Here is a 12,506-nt window from a genome sequence, read left to right on the forward strand (position 1 = left end):
TATAACGAAATAGTATTTCCATTTCCAAAGTTAAATGTTTAAATTTGATTTTTGAAAACAACCTTAAAACTAAGATTATGGCTTTTGAATTACCCAAATTGCCGTATGCCTACGATGCGCTGGAACCACATATTGATGCGCGCACGATGGAAATACACCACAGCAAGCACCACAATGCCTACACTACAAACCTGAATGCTGCGATTGCAGGAACGGATTTAGAAGGTTTGACAATCGAGAACATCCTGATTAACCTTGATAAGAAAAACGCAGCGGTTCGCAATAACGGCGGCGGATATTACAACCACAACCTTTTCTGGACAGTGATGTCGCCTACCGGCGGCGGAAAACCAAGCGGAGACCTGCTTGCTGCGATTGAAAGGGATTTTGACAGCTTTGACGAATTTAAGGCAAAGTTTTCGAAAGCGGGCGCTACGCAGTTCGGTTCCGGATGGGCGTGGCTTTGTGTTCATAAAGGCGGTAAGCTCGAAGTGTGCGGTACGCCAAACCAGGACAACCCGCTGATGCCGGATTCAGGATGTGGCGGTACCCCAATTTTAGGCATGGATGTATGGGAACATGCCTACTACCTGAATTACCAAAACAGGAGACCTGATTATATCGAGGCATTCTTCAATGTCATCAACTGGACCGAAGTGGCCAGGAGGTATGCGCTGGAGAAATAAAATTAAGTTTTGAGATTTTAGATTTTTTTTTTGAACACGGAAAAACGGGCGAATGCAAATTTGTCCGTTTTTTTATTCCATCAGTTTTTTGCTGACGCGGCCCGAGGCGATCAGTGAAGCAAGGAATCCGAGCGAAATAATCGTAGCCATGACAATGGCAATATTTGTGAGTGAAAAAACGACAGGATAAGCCAGCGTATCCGTAATCATGACGAGTTTGGAATACTGTTGGACAACAACGACGATGCTTCCTATGACAATCCCGATCAATCCACCCTTTACACATAACAAAGTGCCTTGCAGCAGGAATATCTTGCGCAGGTCTCGAATTTCGGCACCGAGGTAAAACAGGGTTTTCAGATTCGATTTCTTGTCTAAAATCATCATAATGATCGCGCCTGCAAATGCGAAAAGGATCAATATAATCACCAATGTAAAAATCAGGTAAATCGCAAGGTTCTCTGTACGCAGCATTTTGTATAATGAATCGTTGAGTTGTGCGCGGTTTCGGATCAGTAATTGATTTCCGAAAATTTTGTGGAGTGATTGGATAACTGCCACTTCGTCCTCAGCGGATTTTAATTTCAGTTCCAACGCGGTAACCTGTCCTGGTTTGTAACCCATCAGTTCCGAGGCCAATTCGAAATCCGTAAAGACATATTTAGAGTCCAGTTCCTCGCTGATTGCATACATCCCGACAGGAATTACCGAAGTTTTCCTAAAAGCCTCCTCCGGGTTTTCAATAATGCCTTTACCGGGTTTCGGCGCATATATTTCCAATTGCCGGTTGTATTCGCCCAAACCGACACCGAGTTTCTCATACAAGCCATATCCGATTACCGCCTGGTTTGTATTTGGCTCAAGCCAGCTGCCGTTCACGACGCTTTTCCTTACGGTGCTCACGTTTGTAAACAGGCTGTCAACGCCTTTAATGTATGTAAATTCGGATTTTTCATCAAAGACAAAAAGCATGCGTTCTTCAATGATTTTACTGAAGGAAGCAATACCTTTTTCATTTTGCAGTTCGCGCTGCTGTTTCGCGCTGATGAAAAATGATTTTCCCGTGGCGGCTACGGCCTTGATGTCCGGGTCGATGGTGTTGGAAAAGGAAAGGCTGAAATCCACGAGTCCGCTGAAAACCGAAAGTACAATAAACAAAGCCGCCGCACCCGTAATGATCCCCAACGATGCAATGCGGTTGATGATATTGATGGCGTTGTTTTTGCTGACGCTTTTAAGGTAGCGCTTGGCTATGTACAGCGGGAAATTCACTAGAATTTTTTTCTGCGGTCGAGCAAATCCCTGTTTTCAATCGGATTTTCCTTTTGCGAAAGCGCCTTGTCAATCTTTTCGATATAATCCAGGGAATCGTCAAGATAGAAAGTCAGGTTCGGTACTTTGCGCAACTGCATTTTCACGCGTTGGGCAAGATCATGTTTAATCAAAGGGCCATTGGAACGGATGGCTGCTAAAGTCTCTGCCGCCTTTTCCTGAGGAAAAATGCTGAGGTGCACGCTGGCAACGGATAAATCAGTGGTGACACTGACTTTTGATACTGAAATCACAAGATTCGTAATACCGTTTTTCCGGATTTCACCTTGTAAAATATCTACCAAATCCTGTTGCAGTACGCCGCCTATTTTTTTCTGTCTGTTCGTTTCCATGCGGCAAAGGTATGAAAATAGGTTCAGGGTACAAGGTTTAAAGGTTCAGGGTTCAGTTAAGGTTTTGCAGGATACTATTAAACCTGTACCTTGCACCCTGAACCCTGTACCTTTTTAAAATGAACAAAATCGAACATATCGGCATTGCTGTCAAAGACCTTGAAACGTCCAATCTTCTTTTCGAAAAAATCTTCGGAGCGCCGCCTTACAAAAGTGAGGAAGTCGCCAGCGAAGGCGTAAAAACATCGTTCTTCATGAATGGCCCAAATAAAATTGAACTCCTCGAAGCCACCAATCCGGATAGCCCGATTGCCAAATTCCTGGAAAAGAAAGGGGAAGGCATCCACCACATCGCTTTCGACGTGACTGATATCGTTGCCGAAATCGCACGCCTCAAAGGTGAAGGCTTCACGGTCCTGAATGAAACCCCGAAACCCGGTGCCGACAATAAGTTAGTCGCCTTCCTGCATCCTAAAGGCACGAACGGGGTTTTGATCGAGCTGTGCCAGGAGAAGCGCTAGTTTTCAGTGGGCAGTAGCAGTAAGCAGTTGTCAGAGCAAAATCGCGAAAAAAACATTTGCAACCCAACAAAAATAGTAGTAATATTGCAGCCCTAACCCGGTCCTATAGCTCAGTTGGTTAGAGTCCCTGACTCATAATCAGGTTGTCCTTGGTTCGAGCCCAAGTGGGACCACCGAAAGTTGGCAGTATACAGTTGCAGTTTGCAGTTGTTGCCGATGAAATTACAGCCCTTCAGCGATGAGGGGCTTTTTTTTGACATTATTCTTTTGGGTTTTAGCCCCATTCAGATGTGAGACTTGGCTTCAGGATTTAAATCTTACCTGAACACCACGCCATTCAATTGCAAACCACCGGTAATCCTTGATCCATCGTATGTTTTATGTCGGTAAACCCTCTGCAGTTTGCCGTTTTTGCCGGTTGACATCAATTCAGGGCAATAGTCGCAACCGGTCTCAATGGCGTCGATCACAAAGTGGCCATTATCCTCAAAGGTGCCTTTGTAATTGTAGAAACCGCCGTCGCTTTCAGAATAGGTAGTGTCCGAGTTAAAAACATACACAGGCGTTTGTACAATGAATACGCTGTCCTTCCTGAACGTCAGTTTAGTCATATGAAACCATTTGCTGTCAGGTTTGGAAGGGTCGATATTCTGCATCGGTTCATACCCGGTCAATGTCCTGCCGTCAAAAGATTCCCGGTGCCGTTGCCCACAGCCGGACAGCGCGATGACCAAACATAAAAATGCGGTTTTGGTAAAGATTTTCATAACTGATTCATTTCAAAATTTTAAATATCCTATGGTGGCCCGCCCGCAGCTTCCTTATACTGCATATCCCAGTTAAAAAGCAACTTTTCCAATTCTTTCAGGTTTCGGTCAACGGGCAGTTTCCTTTTCCATTTTCCGATGATCCGGGCCAACGTTACTTTATCACGCCTGATGAAAGCAGCCGTCCCTTTTGCAAAATAAAACCACGCTTTTCCGTCTTCTCCGCCAAACCATTTTTGGATTACATTGTAAGTTTTCCTGAAATATTTCAAGGCTTGTTTATTTTCTCCGGCAAAAGCGAACATTTGGCCCGCATGCCAGTTCAACGACTGTATATTGGCCACATTTCCATGTTCTATGTAAGCAACAATCAATGCGGCACTTTCTTTATATTGCTTTTGCTCAGACAATTTCCGCCAACAGCAATCCGTGCCGTCGAAATCTTTCTGGTCAAGGCCAGGCGATGCCGTCGTTTGTGAAAACAGGGCAGACGAAACCAGGAGAAGGATCAGCTTGAACATGCTTATTTAATTTTAATCTCAAATTTTTCTATGACCTCGTATCGGTTGTTCTTGACGATAATATCATAAATTCCTTTGGCTAAAACCAGGCTTGTTTTATCATCGGCATGTAATACTTCAACCACATCAGCAGGAACACCGTGCTGTGAAAACTCATTTTTCCGGTAAGCAAGGACCAAAACAGGATATTCTTTGATTTTTGATTTCGGGATTTGATACGTTTTTCGTTTACCGTCCATTAAAAGCCATTCGGGGCGGGAATTTACAAATCCGGTTACCGGATGAATTATTTTACAATCGGTTTGGTCATTAGCTGCAGGTCCATTAAAAAGCCTGCCATTGGCATCGACCATAATTACAGGCGTTTTGGAACCTGCCATTGCAATGTAAGGGCTGGAAAATTGACGATCGCCTTTTTCAGACAAAGCCGTCTGGTCAATCGTGAAAGGATCGACACGGGTCTTTTCCTTCAGTCGCCCCGCCATTGCCTTTCCCCAGCTTTTATTGCCAGGAGTACCTTCAATCACGTGGTCCCAGCCGCAATGGATCAGGAATTTTGCGTCCGGGTTTTTCTGCATCCATCGGGCGATATTATCGGCCTGCCCGATTTCCCGCTCTTTGCCGGATGCTACATCGGCAGGTTCATATTCAAACAGGGTAAACCCGATATCGATGGCCTCTTTGAGTAAGTTGGCCATTTGTGGTTCCTGAGTGTAGTACCCGCTGTCCATTACCGGAAATTTCCTTTTATTGATCAGTGTATCCGATAATGCCTCTAAACCAAAAAAACGATAGCCATTGTCATAAAGGCCATGCAACAGCGATGTGGTGAAAACCCGATGCTTTATATTGTGGTGCGCTTCATTTATAATAATAATCCTTTCCTTTTTTGAACGGTTAATGATGTAATCGCGTGCGTCATCTTGTTCGAAATACCCAAAGTACAAACTGTCTTCTTTACTGATTTTTACAGGAGAAGCCCCGTTTTTATCCCAGGCCTCCAGCGCCTTTTTATAAAATCCGCTAATGGAATAGGCTGTTGCGGCCATCTGATATTTCCACGGCAGCGTGTCTTTGTCGGTTTTCGCTTCGATGTCTTTGGAAAACTGATAAATTTCCTCTTTCGCTTGTGCTGAAACATTAACGATAAAGAACAGCATAATCGCCTTAAATAATAATTTCATTGGATTAGGTTAATGTTCTGGCTTAGTATAACGCATTATATTTCAAAATACGCAAATTAAACAGATTTTGCATACAAAGCAATCTGCCAGGCTTTAGTCGGAATATTCAAAATCCTAATTTTTAGAAATTATTCGCCAAATTCTCTATATTTGAAACCATTAAATTTCAAATTATGACATCGAAATCCCTTCCGATATTTCTAGCAGCCGGATTGCTGCTTGTTTCCTGTAAAAAAGAACTCATGCCTCAGGACAATTCCGATATGCCTAAAAAGGCAGCGACAGAAACTGCCACCGTGCCTGCCAATGCACAACCCATAAACGTGCAGCCACAGCCGGTCCAGGGGCAGCCGCAAATGGTACAGACTCCGGCACCTGCCGACGTAAAAACCGCTCCCGGTATGAATCCGCCTCACGGGCAACCCGGACACCGTTGTGATATTGCCGTAGGCGCACCATTGAACTCCCCTAAAGGCAACGCCACCACAGTCACGCCCGGCAAAGCAGCTGCGAACCAGGGAATGACCGTAACACAGACACCGGTGAAAACCGCACCAGGCATGAACCCTCCGCACGGACAGCCTGGACATCGCTGTGATATTGGGGTGGGAGAACCACTAAGCTCCGCGCCTAAAAAGGCAGCAGCAACCCTCACTCCGGTGACGCCTCCTGCAAAAACTCCGGCATTGCTGAATCCCGATGCAGCGCCTGTAAAAACCGAATAATGCGTTTTTTTAAATCCATGTTTTTCCTGTTGCTGTTTGCCGGCAACATTGCGCATGCCCAGACGGATTATGCAGGTGCCATAAAGGATAGAACCTCAGGAGAACCATTGCCTTACGTAAACATCGGGGTGGTCAATAAGAATATAGGAACGGTTTCGGATGTAAACGGCCATTTCACTTTAACGCTGTCGCCGGGTTTGGATGCAGAGATGGTGAAGGTGTCGATGGTGGGTTATGAGCCGCAGACGATCAGGGTTTCCGATTTTATTTCCAAAATTAATAAGAATCCTGTAATCCAGCTCGAACGCAGCGTGTCGACACTCAAGGAAGTGGTCGTAAAAAACAAGAAGCTTCAGACGAATACTTTAGGCAATATTCCGGGTAAGAAAACGGAATCGGCGGGGTTTGAGAAGAACATCCTCGGGAACGAAATGGGCGTAACGATTAAACTGAAGCGCAAACCAACTTACATTAAAGCATTCCACGCAATAATTGACTTTAACCGATACCGCGAACTCAAGTTCCGGCTCAATTTTTACGATATCAAAGACGGCCTGCCAAACAACAGCATCCTCAGCGAGAACATCATCGTCGATACTGAAATTAAAAAAGGCCAGCTCGACGTAGACCTCACCGATTACAACATCTGGGCGGAAGGCGATTTTTTCGTCTCCATAGAATTGATTGAAGAGATGGGCGAAAGCGGCCTGCATTTCCTTGCTGATTACAAAGGAACCCCTGTTATTACACGCGCCGCCAGCCAGGGCAAATGGAATACGAGGAACGACAAACTGAGTTTTGGGTTTTGGGTAACGGCAGCCTATTAATTTGAGGAAGGAGAATTAATATTATTTTACAAATGATTTTGCAGTATGGTGTAAAATAGTATATTTGCCGAACTATTGGGGGATTAGCTCATTTGGCTAGAGCGCTTGCCTGGCAGGCAAGAGGTGACCGGTTCGAATCCGGTATTCTCCACGTAAAGCAGTATCGAGAGGTGCTGCTTTTTTAAATTTCCGTAAATAAATTACGATGGCTAAAATCAGGATCACCAAGCAATTCAGTTTTGAAACCGGCCATGCGCTCTACGGCTACGATGGTAAATGCAAGAATGTGCATGGGCACAGCTATAAGCTTTCGGTGACGGTGATCGGCACGCCCATTGCAGACAGCACCAACGTGAAATATGGCATGGTAATCGATTTTACAGACCTGAAATACATCGTGAAAGAAGAAGTTGTCGACCAGTTTGACCACGCTACCGTCTTCAATAAAAACACGCCGCATCTTGAATTGGCAAACGAACTCAAGGAACGCGGCCATCATGTAATTTTAGTGGATTACCAGCCGACAAGTGAGAATATGGTGATTGATTTCGCAGAAAAGATCCAGAAAAGGCTGCCGGCCGGGATTTCATTGTTTTCGTTGCGGCTTCAGGAAACGGACACTTCGTTTGCGGAATGGTTCGCATCTGATAATGTCATTTAACCGCTAAGTTCGCTAAGGTTTTTTCGAAAGGTCCGCATGGGACTTGCGTCCTTTGCGTTTCCTGCCTTTGTGTCCCTTATGGTAGAAAAACCGTTAAGAAGATTTCATCAAGCGCTCAGATGATCGTCCGGAACCCAATTGCAGCATTCTGAACGAAAATGTGCTGCTTTTGACTTTTGACTTTCGACCAGCCGTCCTTATTTCCTGCTATTGCTCAGGAACTGCCCGCTCAATTCATCGTAAATCAAAAGCAACTCATTGGATTTCCCATCCTTGTCAAAAAACTGCTCCCAGGTACTTAAGGGTTCCCAGATGAAGGTGCCTTTTCCTTTTTGGGCTGCAGTTTCAAACGCAATCTTGTTCACTTCACGCTTCAGCTGTGAATACTCCACCACCACAAGGTTTTTTTGGTAGCGCAGGGCAAGATCATTCATGTTGTTGCGTAAATCGTCCAGGGTGCCATGCCATTTCGGGTAGTAAGAGAGTCCGATCACATCAAAATGAGCATCCCTTTTCAGCATGCCGTCGATATAGGCAACACATTCATGGTTTTGCCCGCCCAAAGCCAGGTGCAGCATGATCGGGATGGTCGCATCTACAGATTTTACCGCGGCTGTTCCCGCCTTGAAAAGCTGTGCCATACCGTCAGGATTGTTGACGTTGCCTTCCGGCCAGACCATGCCGTGGTTGATTTCGTTGCCGACCTGCACCATATCGGGCAGGGTGCCCTGGTTTTTAAGTTCGGTCATCACATTAACGGTATAGTCGTATAGCGCTTTCTTTAATTCGTTGAAGGACAGCCCTTCCCATGCTTTCGGTTTATATTGCTTGCCCGGATCTGCCCAGTAGTCGCTGTAATGGAAGTCTAACAACAGTTTCATACCGGCTGCCTTGACGCGTTTGGCCATGGCTTTGGTATGTTCCAGATCGCAGAAACCTTTGCCCGGAGCATACCCTTTTTCATTTGAAGGTTCGTTGAAAATACGCAGGCGGACGTAATTGAGGCCGTGGTCTTTTAAAATCTGGATCGCATCTTTCTGTACCCCTTTGTCTGAAAATTTTACCCCTTGCGCTTCTAGCTCCGGCAAAAACGAAATATCAGCCCCGATCATCTTGTCTACGGGACGCATTTGCGCCGCTTCACCTTTAAGGTCGTAGGTTTTATCATGTGAAATTAAAGCCGCTTTTGCGGGAAGCACGGTAACGATGTCCGTGGCGCCTGTAAATAATCGCGCAGCTTTGGCTTCCAAATGGATCAGGTCCGAAGTTTTCCCCGATTGTACAATCACCTGGCATCTGCCGTTGAATAAGGAACGCTGCCACGCACCATCAGGGCATTGGTCCGGTTCATGGCTGCTCGGGTCGCCATTGCCTACGCCGATGATTTTGGCATCGCCCGTGAGGTAAAACTTTATCATATTGTCGGCATCCGGAACTTCGCGCCCTTCCTTGTCCACTACTGAAATATTGATGACCGATACGTCCCTGCCATCAGCTAAAATCGTCGTTTTATAGGGGGTCATCACCACTTCTGCGGCAGCGCCGGTGGTTTCAATAGCAGCGGTAAGCTTTTTACCTTTTTTGTAGGCGATGGCTTCGAGTTTGCCCGGCTGGTATTGCATTGTCCAGTTCAAATGCCCGTTGCGCGGCATGTCTTTTTTGCCTAAGGATTTGCCGTTCAGGAACAATTCGACGCTGTCGGCATTCGAGTTTACCCAGACTTCGACATCGTCGTTCGGTTTGTCCCAATGCTGTTTGTCAGGCCAGTTCCAGTGCGGTGAAATGTGCAGTACGTCTTTATCCGTCCACCAGCTTTGGTAATAATAATAGATGTTTTTCGGGAAACCGCACACGTCCATCACCCCAAAATGAGAATTCACGTTCGGCCATTTATAAGGTGTAGGCTCACCGCGGTAATCAAAGCCCGTCCAGATGAATCCGCCGAGCCAGTAATCGTTTTCAGCGGCGAGCTTCCACCAGGTTTCCGCGGTACTCGCCCACCATGGTGCCGTGATGTCCTGGTCAGGTACATAAGCGCGGATGGAATCCTTGACGTAAACGCCTCTGGTCGTCACGGTGCTGCCCATTTCCGTCCCGATGATCGGTTGTAACGGATGGTCCTTGTGATAGGCGGCTACATCGAACTGGCGGTAATTGAAGCCGCGGACGGGAATGACTTCGTTAACGCCTTTATATATATTAGGAAGGTCTGCAGCATAGGTGCTCGTCCTTGTTGGATCGTATTGTTTTTGTTGTGCCAATAAGGTCTGGGCAATCTTACGCCCGGTTTCATTGGCCTGGATTATCCCTTCCTCATTCCCGATGCTCCACAGGAATACGGACGGGTGGTTGCGGTCGCGCCTGAGCAATCTTGTAAATTGGTCGCGTGATTCCTTGCCGCTGTTCAGTAGCCGTTGTTCATCCAACACCAACATCCCGAGGCTATCGCACGCTTCGAGCAGTTCGGGTGTCGGGGCGTTGTGGCTGGTACGGTAGGCGTTGCATCCCATATTCTTCAGCAGGTTAATACGGTAATATTGCATATAATCGGGGAGCGCGCTGCCGATGCCGGCGTGGTCCTGATGGTTGTTGGTGCCTAAAATCTTGAGGTGCTGTTTGTTCAGGTAAACGCCATCCGGTTTGATCTCGATTTCGCGGAAACCGAATTTGACGGTTTGTTTGTCAATGACCTTTCCATTTTGCCGGATTTCAACATAAATACGGTACAGGTTTGGGTTTTCCAATGACCACATTACGGGATAGGGCGTTTTGATGGTTTGTTTCGTGGTTTTGGTTTCATTCACCGCGAGGTTTACGGTTTCGGAGCCCGATTTCCAGACAGTTTTGCCCCAGCGGTCTTTTACGTAATAGGAAATGCTGTAGGTTGCCGGGCTGAAACCTTCATTGATGGTTTCGGTTTCGACTGTAAGCGACATTTTACCCGTAGTATAATCTGCGGAAGCGAAAATACCGTCGTGCACAATATGTACTTTGGAATAACTGTTGAGCCAGGTGTGGCGGTAAATCCCTGCGCCTTCATAAAACCAGCCTTCGTATTGCGTGGCATCGACGCGAACGGTAATCACGTTGTCCTCGCCGAATTTCAAAACATCGGTAATGTCGTAATGTGCACCTACGTAACCGCTTTCGTTGTTGCCTACATAAAAGCCGTTGACCCAAATATTCGCATCGCGGAAAATGCCATCAAACTGGATGTCAAAACGCTTGCCTTCCTCTGATTTTGCCAGCGTAAAATGCTTGCGGTACCACCCGATGCTGGTTTCAGGGAACAAACCGCCGACAGGTTTATAGCCGTGCGACTGCACATCGAAATTGTTTACGTTTACAAACGGCAAGGCGACCGCCCAGTCGTGTGGCAGGTTCACATTAGCCCAGGCGGTGTCAATAAATTGAGGCTCAATTGCGGTTCCTGTGGATTTTCCCGACTTTGAAAACGACGCGGCGATGCCGTAGTTGAAATCTTTTTCGGGATTGGCGGCATGCCCGAAATGAAACTTCCAGCCTTCATCAAAATTGAGGTGGCCGCGTTGCTGTGCGGAAGCAAAAAACGAGGCACAGGAGCAAAGGGAGATTATAAAATTGCGCATACGGAATCGTTTGGTTTGCCGTAAAGGTAACGATTTGGTATGCGCGTGTTTTTAGATACCGACCAGTTTTATGAGGGGTGCAAGGTGCAAGGTTCAGGGTATAAAGCCCGTGCGATAGCAATCGGCTTTAAGAAACAGATTCTTTTTAAGAGAAATCAAGTCCTTCTGCCTTAGACCCGTACCTTCCTAAAACCGGTACCCTAAATTCAGGTCTCCACGGAAAATGACATCTGGTGCTGCATCAGAGTTGCCTAAAGTGCGACCGATACCGCCGAGGATTTCAAATACGAAACCCGTGCGGTTGATCCATTTTTTACCAAGTGAGATACCTAAGGCTGCGGCCGAGTATTTTTCGGACTCTTCATCGAGCCAGTCATCCATGGTATTCCTTCCTGAGGAATATTTTGCAAAACCTTCGACAAAAAAACCTTTTGCGCCAAACTCTTTTGTTTCCTGAAAATAGAAACGCGCGAAAGGGGTGATTGAGAAATCTTCGTAGTAATCATTTCCGGTGTTGAGGTTGCCTAATAAGGAAACCCCGAACGTGAAATCGCGGTTCTGGATGTATTCGTAAGTGCCTTCGAAGATTGGGCCTGCGAGAAGTTTGATCGCACCCACTTTAACTTCATGCTTTCGGGAAAAAATGTCCGTGCGTTCATCCTGTGCGTAAGAAATGCAGGTAGCCAGTAAAAACAGGGTAATAATTTTTTTCATATTTTTTTTTTTGAAATTAAAACGCAGGAAAGATAACTAAATTGTCAATCCGTGCAACCTCGAAACATATTTGCCAATGACATCGAATTCCAGATTGACACGGGTACCGATACGGAAGTCCCTGAAATTCGTGTGCTCGTAAGTGTACGGGATGATGGCTACGCTGAAGCTGCTTTTATGAGAATTTACCACCGTCAGGCTGACGCCGTTTACCGTAATGGAACCCTTCTCTATCGTGATGTTGTTTAGCGCCGGATCGTATTCGAAGGTATAATACCAGCTCCCGTTTGCGCTTTCAATGGAGGTGCAGGTAGCGGTCTGGTCGACATGCCCCTGGACGATATGTCCGTCGAGGCGGTCGCCGAGTTTCATGGCACGCTCGAGGTTTACCGCATCGCCCTGGTTCCAGTCGGACAGGTTGGTTTTTTCTAAGGTTTCGCGGATGGCGGTGACGGTATATTCATCGGCATTGATCCCAACGACGGTCAGGCAGACGCCATTGTGGGAAACGCTTTGGTCGATCTTTAATTCGTTGGTGATGGATGCGGAAACGGTGATGTGGAGGTTGTCATTGTCTTTTTTCAGTTCGCGGACAACGCCCATAGATTCGATAATTCCTGTAAACATT

General features: G+C 46.4%; 13 protein-coding genes and 2 tRNA genes. 7 read left to right on the forward strand and 8 right to left on the reverse strand.

The annotated features are described in order from the left end of the window. The first annotated feature begins 77 nt into the window (after positions 1–77). Positions 78–686 (forward strand): superoxide dismutase, encoded by a 609-nt coding sequence (locus tag HYN49_RS03990; RefSeq protein ID WP_108904946.1) that lies wholly within the window; start codon positions 78–80, stop codon positions 684–686. A 72-nt stretch (positions 687–758) separates the two neighbouring features. Here the strand turns inward: HYN49_RS03990 and HYN49_RS03995 are convergent, their stop codons facing one another. Beyond that, complete coding sequence (locus HYN49_RS03995; protein WP_108902916.1) at positions 759–1,958, reverse strand: ABC transporter permease; 1,200 nt, start codon at positions 1,956–1,958, stop codon at positions 759–761. Continuing rightward, on the reverse strand, positions 1,958–2,350 hold the full coding sequence (gene rbfA / locus HYN49_RS04000; RefSeq protein ID WP_108902917.1) for a 30S ribosome-binding factor RbfA: 393 nt from the start codon (positions 2,348–2,350) through the stop codon (positions 1,958–1,960). The genes HYN49_RS03995 and rbfA overlap by 1 nt, the downstream gene beginning before the upstream one ends. Before the next feature lie 119 nt (positions 2,351–2,469). Here rbfA and mce point away from each other — a divergent pair, with 119 nt between their 5' ends. Further along, positions 2,470–2,871, forward strand: a complete 402-nt coding sequence (mce, locus tag HYN49_RS04005) for a methylmalonyl-CoA epimerase (protein WP_108902918.1) — start codon at positions 2,470–2,472, stop codon at positions 2,869–2,871. Positions 2,872–2,970: 99 nt separating this feature from the next. Beyond that, positions 2,971–3,044: transfer RNA gene (locus tag HYN49_RS04010), tRNA-Ile, on the forward strand. Between the two features lie 144 nt (positions 3,045–3,188). Here HYN49_RS04010 and HYN49_RS04015 read toward each other — a convergent pair. Genes HYN49_RS04015 through HYN49_RS04025 form a run of 3 tightly spaced genes read right to left on the reverse strand, consistent with a single transcriptional unit; the run spans position 3,189 to position 5,343 of the window. Beyond that, complete coding sequence (locus tag HYN49_RS04015; protein ID WP_108902919.1) at positions 3,189–3,638, reverse strand: hypothetical protein; 450 nt, start codon at positions 3,636–3,638, stop codon at positions 3,189–3,191. A 29-nt stretch (positions 3,639–3,667) separates the two neighbouring features. Further along, positions 3,668–4,159: a hypothetical protein gene (locus tag HYN49_RS04020; RefSeq protein WP_108902920.1), complete on the reverse strand. Its 492-nt coding sequence runs from the start codon at positions 4,157–4,159 to the stop codon at positions 3,668–3,670. A gap of 2 nt (positions 4,160–4,161) precedes the next feature. After that, positions 4,162–5,343: a hypothetical protein gene (locus tag HYN49_RS04025; RefSeq protein ID WP_108902921.1), complete on the reverse strand. Its 1,182-nt coding sequence runs from the start codon at positions 5,341–5,343 to the stop codon at positions 4,162–4,164. A gap of 173 nt (positions 5,344–5,516) precedes the next feature. Here HYN49_RS04025 and HYN49_RS04030 point away from each other — a divergent pair, with 173 nt between their 5' ends. From HYN49_RS04030 to HYN49_RS04045, 4 genes are all read left to right on the forward strand, one after another. Continuing rightward, positions 5,517–6,068: a hypothetical protein gene (locus HYN49_RS04030; protein WP_108902922.1), complete on the forward strand. Its 552-nt coding sequence runs from the start codon at positions 5,517–5,519 to the stop codon at positions 6,066–6,068. After that, positions 6,068–6,895, forward strand: coding sequence for a carboxypeptidase-like regulatory domain-containing protein (locus HYN49_RS04035; protein ID WP_108902923.1), 828 nt, complete (start codon positions 6,068–6,070; stop codon positions 6,893–6,895). The genes HYN49_RS04030 and HYN49_RS04035 overlap by 1 nt, the downstream gene beginning before the upstream one ends. Positions 6,896–6,972: 77 nt before the next feature. Next, positions 6,973–7,046 (forward strand) — tRNA-Ala (locus HYN49_RS04040). Positions 7,047–7,100: 54 nt separating this feature from the next. Then, the gene (locus HYN49_RS04045; protein WP_108902924.1) at positions 7,101–7,556 is read left to right on the forward strand and encodes a 6-pyruvoyl trahydropterin synthase family protein; all 456 of its coding nucleotides are present in this window, start codon (positions 7,101–7,103) and stop codon (positions 7,554–7,556) included. Between the two features lie 197 nt (positions 7,557–7,753). Here the strand turns inward: HYN49_RS04045 and galA are convergent, their stop codons facing one another. The 3 genes from galA to HYN49_RS04060 all read right to left on the reverse strand — a co-directional run bounded on the left by galA (position 7,754) and on the right by HYN49_RS04060 (position 12,505). Further along, positions 7,754–11,164, reverse strand: coding sequence for a beta-galactosidase GalA (gene galA, locus HYN49_RS04050; RefSeq protein WP_108902925.1), 3,411 nt, complete (start codon positions 11,162–11,164; stop codon positions 7,754–7,756). A 186-nt stretch (positions 11,165–11,350) separates the two neighbouring features. Continuing rightward, positions 11,351–11,878, reverse strand: a complete 528-nt coding sequence (locus HYN49_RS04055) for a hypothetical protein (protein ID WP_108902926.1) — start codon at positions 11,876–11,878, stop codon at positions 11,351–11,353. Between the two features lie 36 nt (positions 11,879–11,914). Beyond that, positions 11,915–12,505, reverse strand: a complete 591-nt coding sequence (locus HYN49_RS04060) for a riboflavin synthase (RefSeq protein ID WP_108902927.1) — start codon at positions 12,503–12,505, stop codon at positions 11,915–11,917. Position 12,506: the final 1 nt, after the last annotated feature.

It is taken from the genome of Flavobacterium pallidum (assembly GCF_003097535.1).
Lineage (GTDB): Bacteria > Bacteroidota > Bacteroidia > Flavobacteriales > Flavobacteriaceae > Flavobacterium > Flavobacterium pallidum.